General features: G+C 51.2%; 25 protein-coding genes and 1 rRNA gene. 12 read left to right on the forward strand and 14 right to left on the reverse strand.

Annotation, left to right across the window (positions count from 1 at the left end):
- The 5 genes from rraA to O6944_10785 all read left to right on the forward strand — a co-directional run.
- Positions 1-368 (forward strand): ribonuclease E activity regulator RraA (gene rraA / locus O6944_10765; GenBank protein ID MCZ6719616.1); only part of this gene is annotated, 368 nt, incomplete at its 5' end.
- A 171-nt stretch (positions 369-539) separates the two neighbouring features.
- On the forward strand, positions 540-1,823 hold the full coding sequence (locus tag O6944_10770; protein ID MCZ6719617.1) for a hypothetical protein: 1,284 nt from the start codon (positions 540-542) through the stop codon (positions 1,821-1,823).
- Between the two features lie 118 nt (positions 1,824-1,941).
- Positions 1,942-2,223, forward strand: coding sequence for a type II toxin-antitoxin system RelE/ParE family toxin (locus O6944_10775; GenBank protein MCZ6719618.1), 282 nt, complete (start codon positions 1,942-1,944; stop codon positions 2,221-2,223).
- A 9-nt stretch (positions 2,224-2,232) separates the two neighbouring features.
- Positions 2,233-2,538, forward strand: a complete 306-nt coding sequence (locus O6944_10780) for a HigA family addiction module antitoxin (protein MCZ6719619.1) — start codon at positions 2,233-2,235, stop codon at positions 2,536-2,538.
- Between the two features lie 81 nt (positions 2,539-2,619).
- On the forward strand, positions 2,620-3,189 hold the full coding sequence (locus O6944_10785; protein ID MCZ6719620.1) for a carboxymuconolactone decarboxylase family protein: 570 nt from the start codon (positions 2,620-2,622) through the stop codon (positions 3,187-3,189).
- Positions 3,190-3,406: 217 nt separating this feature from the next.
- Here O6944_10785 and O6944_10790 read toward each other — a convergent pair whose 3' ends face one another.
- The 9 genes from O6944_10790 to O6944_10830 all read right to left on the reverse strand — a co-directional run bounded on the left by O6944_10790 (position 3,407) and on the right by O6944_10830 (position 9,532).
- Positions 3,407-3,751 (reverse strand): hypothetical protein, encoded by a 345-nt coding sequence (locus tag O6944_10790; GenBank protein MCZ6719621.1) that lies wholly within the window; start codon positions 3,749-3,751, stop codon positions 3,407-3,409.
- A 44-nt stretch (positions 3,752-3,795) separates the two neighbouring features.
- Positions 3,796-4,488 carry a flavodoxin family protein gene (locus O6944_10795; GenBank protein ID MCZ6719622.1) on the reverse strand — a complete coding sequence of 231 codons (693 nt, stop codon included), beginning with the start codon at positions 4,486-4,488 and terminating at the stop codon, positions 3,796-3,798.
- A gap of 225 nt (positions 4,489-4,713) precedes the next feature.
- A complete protein-coding gene (locus O6944_10800) occupies positions 4,714-5,121 on the reverse strand; it encodes a PLDc N-terminal domain-containing protein (GenBank protein ID MCZ6719623.1) in 408 nt (135 codons plus the stop codon).
- Positions 5,122-5,174: 53 nt separating this feature from the next.
- Positions 5,175-5,546: a DUF2784 domain-containing protein gene (locus O6944_10805; GenBank protein MCZ6719624.1), complete on the reverse strand. Its 372-nt coding sequence runs from the start codon at positions 5,544-5,546 to the stop codon at positions 5,175-5,177.
- A 151-nt stretch (positions 5,547-5,697) separates the two neighbouring features.
- Positions 5,698-6,165 (reverse strand): hypothetical protein, encoded by a 468-nt coding sequence (locus tag O6944_10810; GenBank protein MCZ6719625.1) that lies wholly within the window; start codon positions 6,163-6,165, stop codon positions 5,698-5,700.
- Between the two features lie 15 nt (positions 6,166-6,180).
- A complete protein-coding gene (locus O6944_10815) occupies positions 6,181-6,708 on the reverse strand; it encodes a hypothetical protein (protein MCZ6719626.1) in 528 nt (175 codons plus the stop codon).
- A gap of 76 nt (positions 6,709-6,784) precedes the next feature.
- A complete protein-coding gene (gene hemL, locus O6944_10820) occupies positions 6,785-8,065 on the reverse strand; it encodes a glutamate-1-semialdehyde 2,1-aminomutase (GenBank protein MCZ6719627.1) in 1,281 nt (426 codons plus the stop codon).
- Between the two features lie 10 nt (positions 8,066-8,075).
- Positions 8,076-8,717, reverse strand: coding sequence for a thiamine phosphate synthase (gene thiE / locus O6944_10825; GenBank protein MCZ6719628.1), 642 nt, complete (start codon positions 8,715-8,717; stop codon positions 8,076-8,078).
- A complete protein-coding gene (locus O6944_10830; GenBank protein ID MCZ6719629.1) occupies positions 8,717-9,532 on the reverse strand; it encodes a hydroxymethylpyrimidine/phosphomethylpyrimidine kinase in 816 nt (271 codons plus the stop codon). The genes thiE and O6944_10830 overlap by 1 nt, the downstream gene beginning before the upstream one ends.
- A 78-nt stretch (positions 9,533-9,610) precedes the next feature.
- Between O6944_10830 and O6944_10835 the strand changes: the two genes are divergently transcribed.
- The gene (locus tag O6944_10835) at positions 9,611-9,763 is read left to right on the forward strand and encodes a rubredoxin (GenBank protein MCZ6719630.1); all 153 of its coding nucleotides are present in this window, start codon (positions 9,611-9,613) and stop codon (positions 9,761-9,763) included.
- A 55-nt stretch (positions 9,764-9,818) separates the two neighbouring features.
- On the opposite strand, the gene hemJ is transcribed toward O6944_10835, so the two are convergent.
- From hemJ to O6944_10850, 3 genes are read right to left on the reverse strand one after another with little or no spacing between them, the layout of a single operon-like run.
- Complete coding sequence (gene hemJ / locus O6944_10840) at positions 9,819-10,247, reverse strand: protoporphyrinogen oxidase HemJ (protein ID MCZ6719631.1); 429 nt, start codon at positions 10,245-10,247, stop codon at positions 9,819-9,821.
- Between the two features lie 5 nt (positions 10,248-10,252).
- Complete coding sequence (locus tag O6944_10845) at positions 10,253-10,777, reverse strand: TlpA disulfide reductase family protein (GenBank protein ID MCZ6719632.1); 525 nt, start codon at positions 10,775-10,777, stop codon at positions 10,253-10,255.
- Between the two features lie 19 nt (positions 10,778-10,796).
- A complete protein-coding gene (locus O6944_10850) occupies positions 10,797-11,450 on the reverse strand; it encodes a DUF4126 domain-containing protein (protein ID MCZ6719633.1) in 654 nt (217 codons plus the stop codon).
- A gap of 442 nt (positions 11,451-11,892) precedes the next feature.
- On the opposite strand from O6944_10850, the gene argC reads away from it, so the two are divergent.
- The 4 genes from argC to erpA all read left to right on the forward strand — a co-directional run bounded on the left by argC (position 11,893) and on the right by erpA (position 14,577).
- Entirely contained in the window at positions 11,893-12,924 is a 1,032-nt protein-coding gene (gene argC / locus O6944_10855; GenBank protein ID MCZ6719634.1) for an N-acetyl-gamma-glutamyl-phosphate reductase, read from the forward strand.
- Positions 12,925-12,970: 46 nt separating this feature from the next.
- On the forward strand, positions 12,971-13,708 hold the full coding sequence (locus tag O6944_10860; protein MCZ6719635.1) for a hypothetical protein: 738 nt from the start codon (positions 12,971-12,973) through the stop codon (positions 13,706-13,708).
- A gap of 14 nt (positions 13,709-13,722) precedes the next feature.
- Positions 13,723-14,148, forward strand: coding sequence for a polymer-forming cytoskeletal protein (locus O6944_10865; protein ID MCZ6719636.1), 426 nt, complete (start codon positions 13,723-13,725; stop codon positions 14,146-14,148).
- Between the two features lie 75 nt (positions 14,149-14,223).
- Positions 14,224-14,577 carry an iron-sulfur cluster insertion protein ErpA gene (erpA, locus tag O6944_10870; protein ID MCZ6719637.1) on the forward strand — a complete coding sequence of 118 codons (354 nt, stop codon included), beginning with the start codon at positions 14,224-14,226 and terminating at the stop codon, positions 14,575-14,577.
- Between the two features lie 20 nt (positions 14,578-14,597).
- On the opposite strand, the gene O6944_10875 is transcribed toward erpA, so the two are convergent.
- Both O6944_10875 and O6944_10880 read right to left on the reverse strand, forming a co-directional pair.
- The gene (locus O6944_10875; protein MCZ6719638.1) at positions 14,598-15,719 is read right to left on the reverse strand and encodes an anhydro-N-acetylmuramic acid kinase; all 1,122 of its coding nucleotides are present in this window, start codon (positions 15,717-15,719) and stop codon (positions 14,598-14,600) included.
- A gap of 16 nt (positions 15,720-15,735) precedes the next feature.
- A complete protein-coding gene (locus O6944_10880; GenBank protein ID MCZ6719639.1) occupies positions 15,736-17,214 on the reverse strand; it encodes a peptidoglycan DD-metalloendopeptidase family protein in 1,479 nt (492 codons plus the stop codon).
- 130 nt (positions 17,215-17,344) lie between these two features.
- On the opposite strand from O6944_10880, the gene tyrS reads away from it, so the two are divergent.
- On the forward strand, positions 17,345-18,580 hold the full coding sequence (tyrS, locus tag O6944_10885; GenBank protein MCZ6719640.1) for a tyrosine--tRNA ligase: 1,236 nt from the start codon (positions 17,345-17,347) through the stop codon (positions 18,578-18,580).
- A gap of 383 nt (positions 18,581-18,963) precedes the next feature.
- A 16S ribosomal RNA gene (locus tag O6944_10890) occupies positions 18,964-19,451 on the forward strand; the annotation flags it as partial.

The following is a 19,451-nucleotide window of genomic DNA, read 5'->3' on the forward strand; positions in this document are numbered from 1 at the left end:
CCGTCAAAGTCTTTGAGGACAACGTATTGGTGCGTGAGGCACTGAGTGAGCTGGGGCTCGGCAGGATACTGGTTGTGGATGGAGCGGGCTCACTCCGATGTGCCCTTGTTGGTGACCGATTAGTGCAGCTCGCTCAGGAAAATGGCTGGGGAGGGATCGTAGTCCACGGGTGCATCCGGGATTCCGCCGAGATCGAGAAGATCCCAATTGGCGTCAAGGCACTTAATACCACTCCGCGAAAAAGCGCTAAGACTGGCGCGGGAGTACGCGATATTGCGGTTACCTTTGCAGGCGCCACGTTCGCACCGGGCAATTATCTGTATGCCGATAAAGATGGGATTGTTGTAGCAGCTGAGAGGCTTTTGTAATTCTAGTTGTAGTAATCCACATTCGATCCGATAGACACGTGGCAAGTTGCTTGAAGGCGTGTGAGACTTTGTTTAAGAGAAATTATTCTATAATTTCGCAAACGCTCGTTTATTTAAATGAGAGGGTCGGTACGGTCCTCTCATTCAATAGTTAGCCCGACGAGGACGGAGATGAAGAAACCTGCGCTTGCTGATGTTGAGAACGCCTTCCAGCCAGCTCGGGAGATCGACTCGGCCGAAAGGTTCGCTGGCCGCCAAGCCCCTATTTCTGACTCGTACTACTCCCTATTGGGACAGGGGACAAATATCGCCGTCGTGGGAAATCGAGGCATTGGTAAGAGTTCGCTCGCTCGACAGGTCGGCGTCATAGCCAGTGGTGACAACAGCCTCCTTGAGCGCCTAAAGTTGCCGCACGACCACACCCTCGATTTTCTCACGGTGTACTTCGCCTGCGGCAACACCGTCCAGACCGTCAACGACCTTCTTGAGAGACTTCTCACGACTTCCAGCTGCCTTGGAGACTGGATCTACGACATCCCAAAGGCAAGGAAGGAAATCGTGTCTTACTCACCGGAACTGAGTGCCAAGCTCTTTGGAGTGGGCGCTAAGCTCGGCGGCGAGAAAGGTACGGAGAGCGAGTCTACACCGGCTGTTGGATCTCACTCCATCGACACCGTGTTCACAAACGTGTGCCACGCGATTGCTGAACAAGAAGTAGCCTCGGATGGTCTACTTATCATCGTGGACGAATTTGACCAGGTCCGTGATCCAACCGGCATGGCCGGGCTGCTGAAATCCCTTGCTACCAACGTTCCGAAGGTGAAATTCTGCGTCGTTGGGGTTGCTCGAGACATTCAGAATCTGATGCGCGAGCACGAGTCGGCGGATCGCCTCTTTGCGGGCAGTATTATTCAGTTGCCTCCCATGTCGGACCAGGAGCTTAGCGAAATCGTGAGTATTGGCGAGGACTCAATTGGCGGATACATTCGCTTTGCTGAAGACGCCACCGAGCGCTTAGTCACTCTGGCACAAGGTCACCCGTACATGGTTCATCTGATAGGCAAGTATGCATTGCGACGAGCATTCCAGTCCGACATGCGCGAGATCACGGTGGAAATGATCGACGCGACCTTGCAGTCGATCGCTGAAAGGGGTGCCGATCCGGTCCTGGAGGGTCGATACAAAAAAGCCGTCGCATCCTCGCCACAACGTGAGATCGTCCTCAAGGCGCTCGCACAGGTACGAGGTGCTGATGGAGAATGCTGGACGACCGACGCCTACAAGATAGCCCTGGAGGCTGGGGTCGATAACTCAAGCCAATACGTTGGCCAACTCGTTACTGAGGACTATGGAGCTGAAGTCGAAAAAGTTCGCGAGCGGTACTACCGATTCCGAGACTCGTTGTTCGCAGCATACGCGCTAGCTAGGCCGCGACAGTACGAAAGCACAGGCTAACAAGACGATGAAGCTGACGGTCGCCTTCGGCTTCCGCACCTTATCGTCGAAGTTAAAGCCCAATCTTACCAACTATTAACGCTTGGCGGTATTAACGTAATACGTTAATATCCTGCCCATGATTAAAACCTTTCGAGACAGGGATACCGAAAGGCTATTCAAAAGACAGCGAATCAAGCGATTCTTGCTGTCGATTCAAAAGGTTGCGCAGCGCAAGCTGGATTTGATTGATGGTGCTGATTTAATTGAAGATCTCCGGACTCCTCCAGGGAATCGCCTGGAAAAGCTTTCGGGAATCCGTAAAGGTCCGTATAGCATTCATGTGAATGACCAATGGCGAATCTGTTTTCGCTGGAAATCAGGTCAAGCCACTGATGTCGAGATTGTTGACTACCATTAGGTGAGTGTTATGAGCAATAAACTATTACCCCCAATTCATCCTGGCGAAATTCTCTTAGAGGATTTCTTGAAACCGATGGGTGTTAGCCAATATCGCCTTGCCAAGGCGACGAGTGTGCCAGCACGTCGAATAAATGAAATAGTTCACGGGAAGCGGGCTATTACTGCTGATACAGCACTCCGCCTTTCGCGGTTCTTTGGCATCTCGGACCGGTTCTGGATGAACCTGCAAACCAGATATGATCTAGAAATAGAAAAAGATCGGTTGGGCTCACGGCTTGAAGAAGAAGTCGAATCCCTTAAGGAAGCCAGTTAAGTTGGGCTATAACCATTCACTCCAATCGACGCTCGTACCTCGCGCGATTGAGTTCAAACGTTAGGCTTTTGAAGGAAAAATATGAGAATTCCTGTAAAGAAATTAAGAAAGTATCCTTGGATTCTACGGCCTTTCTTTTGGAATCAGAAAAGAAAATATGGAGCAATCCTTCAGCCAGGCTTACTTTGGGCAAGAGTTCCCAAGTTGTTCGCAGCAGTGGCTGTGCTCTATGGCGTGCTGGACAGAAAAAGCTCTCCGTTGAATCCCGTGCTGCGTTCATTGGTTACGGTACGAGTATCGCAAATCAATTGGTGCCGTTTCTGTGTTGACATCAATTCTGCCACTCTGGCCAAACGCTCTGGATCTATGGAAAAAGCAGAGAAGCTTGCGCAGTGGAAAGAAAGCGATCTCTTCGACGAGAAGGAGAAAGTGGTTCTTGAATACACGGAAGCTGTTACTTATTCAGATCAACAGGTGACCGATGAATTGATAGAGCGATTAAAGGGCTTTTTTGATGACGATGGCATTGTGGAATTAACTGGGCTTATCGTTTTCCAAAATTTGTCTAGCAAATTCAATAGCGCTCTAGATGTGCCAGCTCAAGGCTTTTGCAAACTTCCGTATGATCATTCCAACAATAATCAAGCCTAACAATCACATCCAGCGGACAGTCCAACCGCGCCGCTAATTTGAGCCGTTAATACGAACGTTGGCTTTTTGAATCTCGATTGACTCCTTTTGGCCGAAAGGAGACGTTATTATGGTTGGTGTCGAGTGCTACAGGTGGGCTGTTAAGATCCGTGTTTCTGTGGCTAAAGTGACCTGGTTTTTTAATAAGCCTACCGCAGAATACGGTAAAAGCGCAGCGTTAACCATTCACGTCATTCAGCATTGCAATCATTTCGCGCAACTTAAGTCGTTCGGCGAGTTCCAAAGCGGCTGTGTTAGAAACTTCATCGTATCCTCTCTCGAACTGCATTATGTTCAGCGATTGATCTGCACCGAAGTAGAGTAACAAGCGTGCGGCACCGATACAGTTGCTTATGACGGCCACGTGCAGCGGGGTTCCTTTCAACCCGTGTCGATAGATTACATTTCGGAACACTGGATATGTTGCATAGGTATTTATTGACTCGACACTGTCGGAAAGAACAGCTCTAAACTCATCAGTTTTATTCGATTCCGCGAGCTGATGGAGTGATTCCCCGGGCATTTGCTTGAGGGATCAGGGTGTGGGTTGGGCGGCCCCTGTGGCCCTCAAGCGACGTGGGTCGTCTCGCCGTGACGGGTCGGGCACTCGTCCTCGCTATAGGCACGGGCTTCTTCTATCAGTGCCTTTAGATTCGTCGGATAGGGATTCTCCTTCAACAGTATCGCCATGTGAACCAAGTTGTGGGCCATGAAGCGGGCCGTTTTGTTGGTATACATGTGTTTATCGCCTCCCGCCTCGATGTAACTGGGCCCCGGTCCCGCATCGCCAACCCAATAACAGTCGGAATTAGCTGGAATGGTGCAGCCAAAGTGTGAAAAGTTAAATAGCGTGGTCTCTGCGGCCGAATGGGCACCGTCTTCATTGCCGGTGACAATGACACCTGCAACTTTGTTGTAGAGAGGGAATTGTCCGGTCTCTGGATGTCCGTCGCTATAGCTTCCATCTAGCCGCTCAATGACGAGTTGTGCAACGGCAGAGCGAACGCCCATCCATATTGGCGTGCCAAGAATCACGATATCGGCGGCCTTGAGCTTGTCGTAGATGAGCGGCCATTCGTCACCCTTACCCATATAGGAATCCACGCCGAAGGGGATGTTGAAATCAACCACGCGGATGCTCTCTGATTCCACACCCAATGGCGCCATCAGCTGGACGACCTTGTCAATAAGTGCCTGTGTGTGGGAACGCTCGGGTGAGGGCTTTAGCGTACAGTTCAGGATCACGGCTTTGAGTTTCATGGTTTTTCTCTCCCTAACCATTTGTTATTGAAGATAATTATGGGCTGGGATCGAGATATCAGAATAAGATCCCGGCCCCACAATTGTATCGATCCAGATTATACCTTCAACGCCTCGTGCGAGGGATAAGACCGACAGCAAGTTCGAGTTAGCCGACCGTGGTCTTCCTGGTGAGGGAAGCGAACGAAGAGGATGATTAACGATTGTGAATAGGCGAGAGCTTATTCAATCGAAAAGACCATGGTTATGCTGGGTGATCAGAGGAAGCAAGATCGTTCCGGACAGAGGCTTTATCAACGGTAACGCCTCTATAGTAGACGTGGTCGCGCCGGGAATCTTGTAGCCTTGCAATAGACGATCAATCAATGTGACCTTAGCTACAGATGGAGTGGCGTCCGTGGGCAGTTGGATATCGGCTTTTGAATCTACGATTTGCTGGATTTTGCGACCTCCAAGCATTAGATACAACGGCACGCCAATATAGGGAAACACTACGATGACCAGCAGCCAGGCGATGGTACCTGACGGCGAGCGCTGCTGCCGAATAACGTGCGCGATGATAATAGTGGCTATGAGAAAGCCGAGTGCCAATGCAAGTTTGTTTGAGAGGAAAAAAAGGGCCGTCATGTACATACGCAGTAGTTCCTCAAGTGCTATTCAAAAATATGGGCCAGTTATAAACAAACTTAAGCCTTGCGCTTCGATAAGCGATGAATGACCCACCCGTAGATCGCCAAGTTCACGATTACGACCAACACACCCAGTGTGATCTGCAATTCCCGTGTGAGTGCCGTAGGGTACAACAACGGTATAATGTAGTGTTCTATAAATCCGCCAGAATAGTCCTGTGCACCGGCTCTCCCACGCAGCCAGTTCTCGAGTGGCGTGAGAGGGCATATCCAGCCCGCAAACTCAATCCATGCGGCCCACATAACGGTCGGGATATGAATCCAGGCACAGCGCGTCCACCTGAGCACTAAAAATCCGCCAAGAGCGGCGAACACAACAAACCCAAGGTGTACAAGTACGATGACGTCAGCGAGCGCCTGATAGACCATTGGCTGTTTCTTGCAGTGCGTTCTGCGCTAACTCTGCGCAGCTTGCTTGGAAGCGATTGTGGATCGCGCAATCTAAAAATATTTTCTCTATAGATTTCGGTACATAACTAACATCGCCGTGTGCCAGGGCTCGCTTCGGACACGGGGCACATCACTGCCTCTCTACCATAATCTGCCCTTCGGGGATGACATACACGCGGTACCGCTCTCCACCTTGACACTGCGCTTGATAGTCCGTTGGCCCGTCGCGCTTGAAGCTAATGACCTTATCGCAATGGTGGCCTGCTAGTGTGATCATAGCGAACAGATCGCGCTTCACGATCTCGTCATGGTCGCGAGGGGTAACGACCGGTGTCCCCGTGTGTTTTTCTATTCGGATTTGGTTTTCAGCCTCGACATATACTCGATAGCGATCCCCGGTTTGACAATTGACCTTATAGTCCTTTTCACCCGAGCGCTCGTAGCTCAGAACCATGCCGCAGGGTTGGCCCTGCAGGCTAATGACCGAAAATAGATCTTTTTTCACCAGATCATCTTCTGAGGTGCAGCCAAAGACCAACAGCACTGCCAATGCAGCAACGCCAGCCAGGCGGACGGGAAATTTCCTATTTATATCCATGCGTTAGATGGTCTATCAGCCGTTCAGCTTGGCAAACTGGATAGGGTCGGCCAGCATGTTCCAAAGGTTCTCGCGGGCTGTGACGAGATCGTGTGCAAGTTCTGGATCTTTATCTTGAACCAGCGTCAATATTTTATTGACAAGGAGGTTATATCGCTCGTGTAGCTGCTCAGCGGTCGCGGAGCTCTTATCATTGTGATATCCGCGTAATTCGTCTAACAGCTTTGTTGTCTGATTCTTGATCTGGAGTTTGGTAAGTACACCAACTGCCTTCGTAGCACGCAGGCGTTGCTCTAGCTCGACTAGGTCAAGTTGAAGGGATGCCCTCTCTTTACCTGACTCTGTCTCGTTCGCTCTAGCGGGTGTACCGAGCATCAGCGTTGCCGATGCCCTGCCCGTTGAATTGACTGGCCAACTGAGCGTAAGCGCTAAAGCCAAGCCACCTAAACTTGCTCTCGCAAGCCAATTAACGGAGGAAATCGGCTTGCGTAAAACACGCTGCTCGAGACGCGACAGATTAACTCTGTTGCAAAACGAAGTCATAGTTATCAATAAAGCGGGGCCAATGAAGAATGACCAGTAGCGCAATACGGAAACATTTTTATCGTACAAGTTCTCATTACAATGTTTGGAAAACCTCCTCGGCTGTCTCGATTGTCGCCTTAAATTGCTCATCACCATGGGCGCTTGAGACAAACCCAGCCTCAAAGCTCGATGGTGCGAAATAGATGCCCCGTTCAAGCATACTATGGAAAAACTGTTTGAAACGCTTCTGGTTGCAGGCTAGGACTTGTGAAAAATTCGTAATAGCGTCTGCGTCCGTGAAGAACAGCCCAAACATTCCACCAACTTGATTTGTTGTGAGCCCGATTCCAGCAGAAGCGGCACACTCTCGCAGTCCCTTGGTGAGGCGCATGGTTTTGTCAGAGAGTCTTGCATAAAAGTCGGTTTCCAACACTAATTCAAGGGTCGCGAGGCCTGCAGCCAAGGCCACCGGATTACCGGAAAGTGTGCCTGCCTGATAGATGGGGCCCTGTGGGGCAATGTGATCCATGACGTCGGCGCGCCCGCCGAATGCACCGACCGGCATTCCACCACCGATGACCTTGCCCAGTGTCGTGAGGTCTGGGCTGACATCATAGAGTTGCTGTGCCCCCCCGCGGGCTACGCGAAAACCCGTCATGACTTCGTCAAAAATTAATAGCGCTTGATACTCGTCACACAGAGCTCTAAGTCCTTGGAGAAAGCCCCGCACCGGAGGCACACAGTTCATATTACCCGCCACCGGTTCAACAATGATGGCGGCAACGTCTTTCCCTGTCTTACATAATGCATCCCGTACCTCGTCCAAATCGTTATAGGTAACCGCGATCGTGTGCTCCGCCAGCGCCTTGGGCACGCCAGGAGACGTTGGGACACCCAACGTCAATGCGCCCGATCCAGCTTTGACAAGCAGCGAGTCAACATGGCCGTGGTAACAACCCTCAAATTTAATAATCTTGTCCCGGGCCGTGACACCGCGAGCAAGACGTATGGCACTCATGGTGGCTTCAGTACCGGAGTTCACCATGCGCACCTTTTCGATAGCGGGCATGAGCTCGCAGATCTTTTTTGCCATAGCGGTCTCAATTGTTGTTGGTGCACCAAATCCGAGTCCGTTAGCGGCTGTCTGCTGCACAGCCTTTATAACGCTTGGGTGTGCATGGCCAACGATCATGGGACCCCATGAGCCCACATAATCGATATAACGTTTGCCATCGGTGTCGAACAAATAGGCGCCTTTACCTCGCGTAAAAAAGACAGGCTCGCCGCCAACCCCCTTGAATGCCCTGACCGGCGAGTTGACGCCGCCGGGAATGAAGCGCTGCGCCTCTTCAAAAAGTTTCTGTGATTGTGTCATTAATCGATTGTTATCCCCTCGGGGTCATATATTCGAAAAGCATGGAGTAACGTTTTGCCGCGGCTTCAGGATTAGGCTCGCCAAACAGCCCTTGTATCACCGCAAGCAGATCGGCACCTGAATCCAGCAGCATCTTTCCATTTTCCGGCGTGATCCCACCAATCGCGACGATTGGAATAGAGATAAGCTGCCGTGCCTCCCGGAGTAGATCAGTTGTTGCCCTTACTGAATTCGGCTTCGTTTTAGACGGGAAGAAAGACCCAAAGGCAACGTAATCGGCACCAACCGATTCTGCCTTGCGCGCCCTATTGAGTTGGTCATAGCAGGAAACTCCAATGATGGTGCCTTCCCCCATAAGCGCTCTTATTTTATGGTACTTTATGTCATGTTTCCCCAGGTGTACGCCTTCAGCCCCGACCATTGTTGCCAACTCTATATCGTCATTGATAATCAGAGGAGCGTTGTGATCTTGACACAGTTCATGCAGTGCTTTTGCTTCCTGTTCTCGTCGAGTGCCATCGGTAGTTTTGTCACGGTACTGAATCACAGTAGCGCCGCCTATCAAAACTTTTTCTACTACCTCAAGTAGAGCAGATGGTGCAATCAGCGTGTTATCCGTAATTGCATAAAGGCCCCTGAGCGGTGGGCGCATTATCGCTGCAGGTCCTCATTTGCGTGCTTCCAATGAAAGCGATTTGGATGTAATTGTCCTTTACCGAGTTTGTAACCTTCTTTCAACGCCTTCCATGTGTATCTTTGAGCCTCCTCAACAGCGCTTACTGCGTCGCTTCCCTGCGCCAAAAGGACTGCGATGGCAGCAGCTAACGTACAACCTGATCCATGGTAGCTCCCGGGCAAGCGCTCCCATTCGAAAACTCTTAGTCGTCGGTTATCTGCGTAGAGTGTATTGATGACTGCTGGCGTTTGTTCATGCGTGCCGGTGATGAGCACGTAGGCACATCCGTACGCCATTAGCCGCTCGGCTGCGCTGTCGAGGTCTTCCATGCCGCCTGCAAGTCGGCGAGCCTCTAGGCTGTTAGGGGTCAGTACCGTGGTATGCGGAAATAGCAGATTAATAATGGCTTCCTGGATCTCGTTATCGACGAGCGACTTGCCGGTGGCCGATGCCATCACCGGATCTAGGATCACGGGGATCGCTTTGTGCTGTATGAGAATGTCATGAATCGCCTCAACGAGGCTTACGCTGCCGATCAAGCCAATTTTGAAGGCCTTCACCGGCATATCGTTCAGTACCAATGAAGCCTGGATTTTTAGATCCGATGGTTTCTGCGGAATACAGTATTTGAGCTCCGATGTATCCTGTGCCGTCAGCGCCGTGATAACTGGTGCAGCATGCCCTCCCAGGCTGGCAATCGTTTCGATATCGGCCTGTATGCCTGCCCCACCGGTAGGATCATGACCTGCAAAGTCTAAGACCACTGGAATTTGCTGCGGTGTGCTATCCATTTCAGAGCTATACTACACGCCCAAACCTGTTGCGAGAATAAGCGCAAGAATTCTAAAGCGGTTCGCGTGAAGACATATATGTGTACGATCTGTGGCTTCATCTATGATGAAGCCAAGGGATGGCCCGAGGATGGCATCTCACCCGGGACGAAGTGGGAGGACGTTCCCCTAAACTGGGTGTGTCCCGACTGTGGCGCCCGCAAGGAAGATTTCGAAATGGTCGCGATCTAGGAGGTTGTTGAAAAACACCCCCTGCTACCTGTGTTGCCTATCTGTGAGGCGGTCTTTAGAAGGGCTGGACGACTGTCAGTATGATGATTCCGATCAGAATTACAGTCGGAACCTCGTTGAGCCATCGGTAGAAAACGTGCCCGTGCTCGTTCTGATCACGCTTAAAATCCAATAGCAGTTTCCCACAGTAGATGTGATAGCCAACAAGAATGGCGACCAGAGTGAGCTTTGCATTTAACCAACCTGCGCTGGCGTAAGCCTCCCACGTGTAACCGGCGACGATAAGCCAGAACCCGAAGACAACTGTGAGTATCCCCCCAGGCGTCATGATACCGTAATAGAGCTTGCGCTCCATTACCTTGAATCGTTCATTGCTGATCGCGTCAGTCGTCATAGCGTGATAGACAAATAGCCTCGGTAAGTAAAATAGCCCGGCGAACCATGTGACTAAAAAGATAATATGAAAGGATTTCACCCACAGCACGGGGCTTACCCGAGTGCTTTTTGCGGAGACTCAAGCATTGTCAAAATGCGTTGACGCACCTTATTAATGTCCATCTCACCGATCTTTTGCTGCACGATCTTGCCATCCGGTGCAATGAGGAAACTGGTGGGGGTTAATAGTACGTTGCCGAATCGCTTCGCGACGCTACCATCGATGTCTAGGGCAACAGGGTAGGGGATCTGGAGCTCGCGTGCCATCTCCAAAACTTGATTCGGCGGATCGTAGTACATCGCTACACCGATAATCTCGAACCCTGATCCAGATAATTCTTGATATAGCTCGATCAGGTGTGGCATTTCTTTAATGCATGTCGCACAGGTCGTTGCCCAGAAAGTGACTAACACAGGGTGTCCCCGCAGCGCCTTTAGCTGCAATGTACGCCCGTCGATGGTCTTCAGAGTGACATCCGGAGCATGGCTTAGGCCGGTTGGTGTGAGCCAAACCCACAGGGCAGCGGCTGCCAATATCGCTGCGAAAAATACGATAAACTGGTCTTTCTTCTTCATCATCACTTAAACTGAGGCAATCTTATTTCTTGACGCCATCGTTCGCTGAGATATTAGTCGGTTCTTTCAACTGGCTCGAGCTAGAGCGTCGAAACACGTTGCGGATGTAGGTGAAGATACTTTTCACCGCGATCCAAAGCTTTGGCAGCAACCAGATCATGACTAGAATAAACACTAGTAGCAAAACAAGGAACACCCAAGGATAGGTGAGTGCTGTCCACAGGCCGGCAATAACAATGAGATCTTCACTCAGTGATGCTGTCCAATTACTGAGAGGCTCTGGCGAGGTATTAATAATTACACGGCTACCCGCTTTTGTGGCATAGGTTGCTGCCGCTAAGGAGCCGCCGATGAGGAACGCAGCGAGCTGAGCCGCTTGGCTAGTCTCACCGAATGCTCCCATAGCAAGAATTGCGCCAGCGGGGATACGGATAAAGGCATGTATGGCGTCCCAGCCTGTATCGACTCCCGGAGTCTTGTCGGCAAAGAACTCCACGCAATACATAAACCCTGCCGCCGCCATCACCAATGGGTCACTCAGCACTTCTAGATCGGGAGGGAGAGTAATGTGGCCAGTTGAGCCCAGAAGACCCAGCATGAAAACGGCTGCGTACAGATTGATGCCACTTGCCCAAGCAACACCCATGGCTAGGGCAATCGTTGCGACTAAGTCCACAAGGTGCCTCGTTCTATGCGTGCATGGGCTATGGTAACTGTATTATTATTGGGCACAATCTCTGGTTTAAAACGCCGCCCGGTGGACTCGCCCTTCAACATCGCGATCATTCGAATTTTCAAGTGGTAACGGACACAATTTGAGTGAATGATTGAGTATTTTTGGTTTGACCGCTGGGTCGACCAGAAGTCCCATTGAGGTGCCCGTTCCACGAGTCATGTAGATATAGTCTGGGGCCCATCTAGTGCTTGACACGGGCTATCCGTGGAATTAAGCTGAAATTGGTATCCTGCTCGACCGTAGGATACGGTTGAAACGATAATAATAATCGGTACGACTTAAGCGGCTTCGGCCGCTTTTTTGTTGGTTCTTTTTCTTTTGTGCTACTCGCCGTATTATGAATCCTTTATACGTCGTTCCCTTGCTTTAACATTTTTAAGCCATGAATAAGGTAGGAATTGTCGGGGCTTCTGGCTACTCTGGCGTTGAACTTCTGCGATTATTGGTCGGACACCCAGATGTCGATCTGTTGGTGATTACATCACGGTCCCATGCGGGTGAGGCAGTGACTGAGGTCTTCCCAAACCTGCGCGGTCACATCGATCTCAAGTTCTCGGAGCCTAAGCTTGACCTGTTAATCGCTTGCGATGTGGTTTTTTTTGCAACCCCTAATGGGACAGCGATGACCATGGTTCCGGAATTGTTGGCTCGCGGGGTACGTGTAATTGATCTATCAGCGGATTTCCGTCTGAAAGATTCCGACCAATGGGAACATTGGTATGGCACAGCACATGCGTGCCCAGAATTGTTGGATGAGGCAATTTACGGGCTTTCTGAGGTCAATCGGCAAGCAATAAAGTCTGCTAGGCTCGTCGCTAATCCCGGTTGTTACCCGACGGCGGTGTTACTCGGATTCCTTCCGCTTGTTGAAGGGGATCTTGTCGATAGGCACAGACTCATTGCTGATGCCAAGTCTGGAGTAAGCGGCGCGGGCCGCAAGACCGCGTTAGACCTCCTATACTGTGAAGCAGGCGATTCGCTAAAGGCTTATGCCGTTCCGGGTCATAGGCATCTTCCAGAGATCCGCCAAGGATTAGAAATTATGTCTGGGGCGCCTGTGGGGCTTACATTTGTGCCACATTTGGTTCCAATGGTGCGTGGTATTCATGCGACACTTTATGCGCAATTGACCCGGAATGATGTTGATTTACAAGAGCAGTTCGAACTACGTTATCGTAACGAGCCCTTCGTGGATGTTTTGCCAACCGGGGTCGATCCAAATACACGTTCGGTTCGGGGATCTAACGTCTGCAGAATTGCCGTGTATCGGCCCCAAGACGGGGACATGGTAGTGGTTCTGTCAGTGATAGATAATTTGGTTAAGGGTGCCGCCGGACAGGCAGTGCAAAATATGAATATTCTATTCGATTTGGATGAAACAACGGGATTAAATGAAATCGCGCTGTCGCCATGATGCGCTTTTTAACTAATTGATATTAATTTGGTGTTGAGCGTGGCATTTGACACATATAGTTGCAGATAACATGGGACGCTTGGTTGTAAAGCCACATCGCCCTGCAAGAATTACTGTATTGCTGTTGCTGGGTGCCCTACTGCTTGTGATAACAGGTTGGCTTTTGGTCCACTATGGCCACTGGCGTTATATTTACGACGAGATGGCCGACAATCGCAATGCGAAGGTTCTATGGGAAATCAATCGTAGCCTAGAAGCCGAGACAATCAGATTACGTGAGCGGGTCGCCATCCTTGGGCATTCTGCAGAAGTCGAGAACCGGGCTGCTTCTGACGTGCAGGAAACGCTGAGGCACCTTCAGGATGAGATTTTTGATTTGCGGGAAGAGCTGAGTTTCTACCAGGGAATCGTCGTTGCAACCCGAACTGCAACAGGGCTAACGGTACAGGGACTATACGTAGAGCCACTTGCCCAAGAACATCGATACAGATACAAGCTTGTATTAACCCATGTTACGAGAAGTGATAGGGTTGCAGAAGGCACGGTCAACATGGTTGTTGAAGGCGATCTGTACGGTATATCGAGGCGCTTTAGGCTTCAAGAGATTACGGACCGTAGCCCAGTCGATTTGTCATTTCGATTTAAGTATTTTCATAAACTTGAGGGTGCTATGGTGCTCCCGGATGGTTTTCAACCCCGTAGAATCTTCGTTGAGTTGCACCCCAAGGACAAAACCCAGCCGAAAGTAGAGAGGATTTTTGAATGGCCGCGGATGGCTGGTTAAGGAGGGTAAGGACAATGTGGGGAAAACGTAAGAAGCGTAAAACGACCCGAATCGACACGTTGATCGGGCCGAATACTGAGTTGCTTGGCGATGTTCAATTCAGCGGTGGTCTTCATGTGGATGGGACTATAAAAGGCAACGTTACGGCTGTTGATGACCCTTCTTCGGTGGTTTCCGTAAGTGAACGGGGTACCATTGAAGGGGAAGTTAAGGTGAACTTTATCGTGTTAAACGGTACCGTAGTCGGCGATGTCCACGCTCACGAGCATATTGAACTTGCGCCCAACGCCCGTGTCACAGGGAATGTCTATTACAATCTGATTGAAATGGCGATGGGAGCTGAGGTGAATGGCCAACTCGTACACGAGTCACAAACGGATCAGTCCTCAGTTGCTGTCCGCGAAAGCGGGCCATTTGAGGCATCTGACGGGAGTACTTGATCCCAATGGGCGAAAGGACTATATATTGGAATCTCATCTGTACTTTGGTTAGCGCTGAACTGGAAGATGCATAGCATGAATGCCCCTGAAACTGTTGGATCAAGCCCACTGATGTTTACCGACGCTGCGGCCTCAAAGGTCAAGGAGTTGATTAACGAGGAGGGTAATGATCAATTGATGTTGCGTGTATATATCTCGGGAGGCGGCTGTTCGGGCTTCCAATATGGATTTACCTTCGATGAAAACCTCACGGAAGGCGATGCGGTCGTAGAAAACGGTGGCGTGAAGCTGCTGATCGATCCAATGAGTTACCAATACCTTGCTGGTGCCGAGATTGACTATACGGAAGGTCTTGAAGGCGCACAGTTTGTTATCCGTAACCCCCAGGCGAAGAGCACTTGCGGTTGCGGTTCTTCCTTCTCGGTCTGATTTCCTAAATTTACCGCTATTCAGCGTTTGCGTGCGTCGTAAACGCCGCCCAATACCACGGCGCGATGGGCACCCGTTACTGAAGGTACATTGGCGGGTTGCGCGTCGAGGCGCTGCTTTGCGAGCCAGGCGAAGGTAACGGCCTCCACGCAGTCTGGATCCAGTCCGTATTCTGAGGTGGACCCCACTGTGCAGGCCGGTAACTGATAAGCAATGGCCTGCATCAATATCGGGTTGTGTACGCCACCACCACAAACGAGGATTTGTTTGGTCGCTGGCGCATGCGCTGTGATGGCGTGGGCAATACTTGAAGCAGCGAGCTGCACCAGCGTTGCCTGGACGTTCTCTGCGTAAATGTTGGACGTAATATCGGCAAGCCGCTTGTCCAGCCACGTCAGGTTGAAGTAATCGCGCCCCGTGCTTTTCGGTGGGGCCAAGTGGAAATAAGGATCCGATAGCAACTTAGCTAGTAAAGCTTGATCAACAGCACCACTCTTTGCCCATTCACCGTTGCGATCGATGGGTGTGTTGTGATGTCGGTGGCACCAGTCATCTAGCAGAGCGTTGCCTGGGCCGGTATCGAATCCGGATATGGGTGAAGCCGGGTCGGCGGGAAGCACCGTGATGTTGGCGATTCCCCCGATGTTCAACACGATTCGGTCTACCTCGTCACTATGAAATTGATGAGCATGAAACCCAGGGGTCAATGGCGCGCCCTGACCCCGTGCGGCGACATCCATGCGTCTAAAATCGGCTATCGTTGTGATTCCCGTGAGCTCGGCGATTATGTTGGGATCGCCGATCTGCAAGGTGAAGGGCTCAGACCCGCCCGGACGGTGCAAAATCGTTTGCCCGTGGCTGCCAATTGCCCTCACCATGTCCGATGTTGCACCGTGTTGCCGGATCAGCTCCGCAGCGGCCTCGGCAAACAGTCTTCCAACCCGTACGTCCAATCTCGCAATGTGTTCGGGTGTCGCATTTTTTGGCTTTTCATAAACGAATCGCAGCTCGTCACGTAATTCGTCAGCAAGGGGGAATTGCTGATATGCCACCATCTCTGCCTTGTCCAGCGCAAAGTCCACGAGGGCCGCGTCGATCCCGTCCATGCTGGTGCCGGAGATCAGACCAATGAAAAGTGCCATTAGCTAACGGTAGGAATCAGGGCGGTGAGGCATGAGGTGCCATACCATCCTGCATTGCAACCGTCGAGGCGGCTGTGTTGAGATCACTTGATGAGAGGTTTCTTGACGTGTAGCTCGGTGCGATTGCACCCAGCTGCGCTAACATGGGTCGTGTTGTCGCCTTGAAGCGGCCCATTTGTGGGGCCGGGATCTGCATTGCCTTCGGCAGAGTGACCGTCAAAGGATTCCGGTGGACACCATTGATGCGGAACTCGTAGTGGAGATGCGGGCCTGTGGCGAGACCTGTTGTACCCACATAGCCAATGGCCTGGCCCTGGCTTACACGCTTACCCCGCTTGATGCCCCTGGTGATGCGTGATAAATGGGCATAAACGGTGCTGTATTTACCTCCATGTTTCAGAATAATGGTGTTCCCATAGCGGCCTTTCCTTCCTGCGTGAACAACGATCCCGTCTCCGGTTGCTTTCACCGGGGTACCGTTGGGCGCTGCGTAGTCCACGCCTCTGTGTGCGCGTATACGATTTAATATCGGGTGTTTCCTCTTTAAACTGAAACGTGAACTGATGCGTTGAAAATCGAGTGGTGTCCGCAAGAAGGCTTTCCGCATACTGTGGCCGCTATCTGCAAAATAGTCCGTGTGCCCATCGCGGTTTGTGTAGCGAACAGCGCGGTATGTTTTGTTGCGGTTAATAAACTCAGCTGCCAGGATAGGCCCGTCCTTGAGCTTTTCCCCGTCTTTGAATTGCTCTTCGTAAATTAGTGCGAAGCTGTCGCCTTCCCGTATATTGAGTGCAAAATCGATATCCCAACCGAACAGATGAACAAGCTGCATGGTCAGGTTGTCTGACAAACCCGCGTTCTGGGCGGCGAGAAAAAGGGAACTCGTGATCGTTGCCGCAGCCGTGGCGATGCGTGTCTCAAGCTCGGTTATAAGCATTTCGGACGTAAAGCGCTCGTCCGCACGACGAATGTGTAAGGAGTGTGTCAAGTCAATATCGTAGATAAGCTCACGGAACATGCCATCTTCAAGCAGGATATGGAGTTCCTGGCCCGGTCGAAGGTTTTTCAAGACGGCGGCCTCCGGGTTCGTCATGATGCGATGGACGATCTGGGCACTGAGACCTAGGTGCTTAGCGATCAGTGAGAGATTGTCGCCGCTTCTTACCTTAACTGTTTGCCATTTGTCTTGCTCGTCGACAGCATCGAGGCGATGGGCGACCATATCGGTGGATTGCACCGTTCCTACCAATGGGAGGGGTAGGGAACGGATGAGGCTTGGTTCCGTTGGCGCCTGGTTGGCTAAACTTTCGAGTTTGGAGGGCAAAGCAACATTTGCTGGCACTGGTTCCTTGGGCACGACCGTCACGACGAGACCCGCCGTGATACAGCCAACGAGCATCAGAAGCCAGCGCCGTCGGTACCACGAAGGCTTATTTGGGGACGTCCATACGATGGATGCCTTATAGTCTTGCTTTATATATGCTCTGTAACTCACGGTGTTACCTTATAATAACTTCTTTAACAATATCGGGTGTTGCGTACAACGTCAACAACAGCGATGTCTTTGGGGCGCTATGACTTATGTTAAATTAGTGTAGCAATGTCTGAGTGAAGGGGTAGCTAAGTTGGCAAACGCGAGGGTGGATGATGCTCTGGAGATCATCGCGCGAGGGGCGCACGAAATCCTGCCTCAAGCGGAACTGAAGGAGAAATTAAAGGGTGGTAAGCCGCTCCGAGTGAAGGCCGGGTTTGATCCGACAGCGTCGGATCTGCATCTTGGACATACAGTCTTGTTGAACAAGCTTCGGCAGTTTCAGGACCTGGGGCACGAAGCATTATTTCTGATTGGTGACTTTACGGCGCTCATCGGGGACCCGTCAGGTAGAACGGAAATTCGGAAACCCTTGACGCGTGAAGAAGTGCAGGAAAATGCGCGCACCTATGAAACCCAGATCTACAAGGTGCTGGATCAAACCAAAACATCCATCGTTTTTAATTCCACGTGGATGGACACGATGGATGCCGCGGGGCTTGTTAGGCTGGCATCTCATCATACTGTCGCACGGATGCTTGAGCGTGACGATTTCAACAAGCGCTACCAGGGCGGCTACCCTATTGCCATCCACGAATTTTTGTATCCTCTGATTCAAGGCTATGACTCGGTCGCGTTAAAGGCGGATGTGGAACTGGGTGGTACCGACCAGAAGTTCAATCTCCTCGTTGGTCGGCAACTTCAAGAGGCGTATGGACAGAAACCACAGGTTGTCCTCACTATGCCGATCCTAGAAGGGCTCGATGGTGTTCAGAAGATGTCGAAATCATTAGGAAACTATGTTGGCATTACAGAGGCGCCTCAAGAGATGTTTGGCAAAATCATGTCGGTATCAGACGAGCTGATGTGGCGCTATTTCGAATTACTAAGTTTTCGCCCGATGAGCGATATTGAAAAATTAATGGAGGGCGTCAAGCGAGGGACTAATCCGAGAGACGTTAAAATCCAGCTGGCGGATGAAATCGTCGGGCGTTTCCACGGTGCCAAGGCCGCCAAAGAGGCTCAGGAAGAATTTGTCAATCGCTTCCGGCATGGCCAAATGCCAGAGGATATGAAGGAATTTAAATATGATTCGGGTGATGAAGATAGTGTTTGGGTAGTGCCGGTAGTTACAGCGGCCGGCTTGACTCCCAGCAACTCAGAAACAATTAGAATGATAAATGCGAGGGCTCTACGAATTGACGGCGAAAAAGTCACCGATAGAGATAAAAGAATTGCCTCCGGAAGTACTTACGTTATCCAGATCGGGAAGCGCAAATTTAGGCGGGTATTGGTTGCACGAGGACACACGCAAAGGCAGGACTCATAACGTCGGGAGCTGCAATAGACCAGCTATCCCCGGGAACCCAGAAACCATGATACCGGTCTAAAATCGGCCGGCTCGACGCCTAAAATTTGCGTCAGACGGCCGCCCGAGGCTGCCCTAACTATCTGCTTGCTATTTTAAGCCAAAGACGCCTCGAAATCGGCGCCATTGCGTTATTGGATGGATGCGGTCAAAGGTGTATAATCCCGAAGTTCGGTTGGGGATAGCCCCGACCCCGATCTTTAAAAATGCCTGATCTAGTAATCTGTGTGGGCGCTTGCGTCAGAGGGTTGCTTCACCATCAAGACATCGATGGAAGTGGCCTCGCATGATGCGAGATTGAAGCCATCGAGCTAGTATTGTTGCAGTCATGCAACGTCAAACTTGAACTGAAGAGTTTGATCCTGGCTCAGATTGAACGCTGGCGGCATGCTTAACACATGCAAGTCGAACGGCAGCGCGGGGAAGCTTGCTTCCCTGGCGGCGAGTGGCGGACGGGTGAGTAATGCGTAGGAATCTGCCCTGCAGCGGGGGACAACCTGGGGAAACTCAGGCTAATACCGCATACGCCCTACGGGGGAAAGCGGGGGACCTTCGGGCCTCGCACTGCAGGATGAGCCTACGTCCGATTAGTTTGTTGGTAGGGTAACGGCCTACCAAGACGACGATCGGTAGCTGGTCTGAGAGGACGATCAGCCACACTGGGACTGAGACACGGCCCAGACTCCTACGGGAGGCAGCAGTGGGGAATATTGGACAATGGGCGAAAGCCTGATCCAGCAATGCCGCGTGTGTGAAGAAGGCCTGCGGGTTGTAAAGCACTTTCAGTAGGGAAGAAATATGAGGGACTAATACTTCCTCGTTTTGACGGTAC

It is taken from the genome of Gammaproteobacteria bacterium, from assembly GCA_027296625.1.
GTDB lineage: Bacteria > Pseudomonadota > Gammaproteobacteria > JAKEHO01 > JAKEHO01 > JAKEHO01.

What these genes read in the sequence shown, in the direction of transcription:
- O6944_10770 (MCZ6719617.1), top strand. Translation starts at nt 540, where the DNA reads ATGAAGAAACCTGCGCTTGCTGATGTTGAGAACGCCTTCCAGCCAGCT.
- O6944_10775 (MCZ6719618.1), top strand. Translation starts at nt 1,942, where the DNA reads ATGATTAAAACCTTTCGAGACAGGGATACCGAAAGGCTATTCAAAAGA.
- O6944_10780 (MCZ6719619.1), top strand. Translation starts at nt 2,233, where the DNA reads ATGAGCAATAAACTATTACCCCCAATTCATCCTGGCGAAATTCTCTTA.
- O6944_10785 (MCZ6719620.1), top strand. Translation starts at nt 2,620, where the DNA reads ATGAGAATTCCTGTAAAGAAATTAAGAAAGTATCCTTGGATTCTACGG.
- O6944_10790 (MCZ6719621.1), bottom strand. Translation starts at nt 3,751, where the DNA reads ATGCCCGGGGAATCACTCCATCAGCTCGCGGAATCGAATAAAACTGAT.
- O6944_10795 (MCZ6719622.1), bottom strand. Translation starts at nt 4,488, where the DNA reads ATGAAACTCAAAGCCGTGATCCTGAACTGTACGCTAAAGCCCTCACCC.
- O6944_10800 (MCZ6719623.1), bottom strand. Translation starts at nt 5,121, where the DNA reads ATGTACATGACGGCCCTTTTTTTCCTCTCAAACAAACTTGCATTGGCA.
- O6944_10805 (MCZ6719624.1), bottom strand. Translation starts at nt 5,546, where the DNA reads ATGGTCTATCAGGCGCTCGCTGACGTCATCGTACTTGTACACCTTGGG.
- O6944_10810 (MCZ6719625.1), bottom strand. Translation starts at nt 6,165, where the DNA reads ATGGATATAAATAGGAAATTTCCCGTCCGCCTGGCTGGCGTTGCTGCA.
- O6944_10815 (MCZ6719626.1), bottom strand. Translation starts at nt 6,708, where the DNA reads ATGACTTCGTTTTGCAACAGAGTTAATCTGTCGCGTCTCGAGCAGCGT.
- hemL (MCZ6719627.1), bottom strand. Translation starts at nt 8,065, where the DNA reads ATGACACAATCACAGAAACTTTTTGAAGAGGCGCAGCGCTTCATTCCC.
- thiE (MCZ6719628.1), bottom strand. Translation starts at nt 8,717, where the DNA reads ATGCGCCCACCGCTCAGGGGCCTTTATGCAATTACGGATAACACGCTG.
- O6944_10830 (MCZ6719629.1), bottom strand. Translation starts at nt 9,532, where the DNA reads ATGGATAGCACACCGCAGCAAATTCCAGTGGTCTTAGACTTTGCAGGT.
- O6944_10835 (MCZ6719630.1), top strand. Translation starts at nt 9,611, where the DNA reads ATGTGTACGATCTGTGGCTTCATCTATGATGAAGCCAAGGGATGGCCC.
- O6944_10845 (MCZ6719632.1), bottom strand. Translation starts at nt 10,777, where the DNA reads ATGATGAAGAAGAAAGACCAGTTTATCGTATTTTTCGCAGCGATATTG.
- argC (MCZ6719634.1), top strand. Translation starts at nt 11,893, where the DNA reads ATGAATAAGGTAGGAATTGTCGGGGCTTCTGGCTACTCTGGCGTTGAA.
- O6944_10865 (MCZ6719636.1), top strand. Translation starts at nt 13,723, where the DNA reads ATGTGGGGAAAACGTAAGAAGCGTAAAACGACCCGAATCGACACGTTG.
- erpA (MCZ6719637.1), top strand. Translation starts at nt 14,224, where the DNA reads ATGAATGCCCCTGAAACTGTTGGATCAAGCCCACTGATGTTTACCGAC.
- O6944_10875 (MCZ6719638.1), bottom strand. Translation starts at nt 15,719, where the DNA reads ATGGCACTTTTCATTGGTCTGATCTCCGGCACCAGCATGGACGGGATC.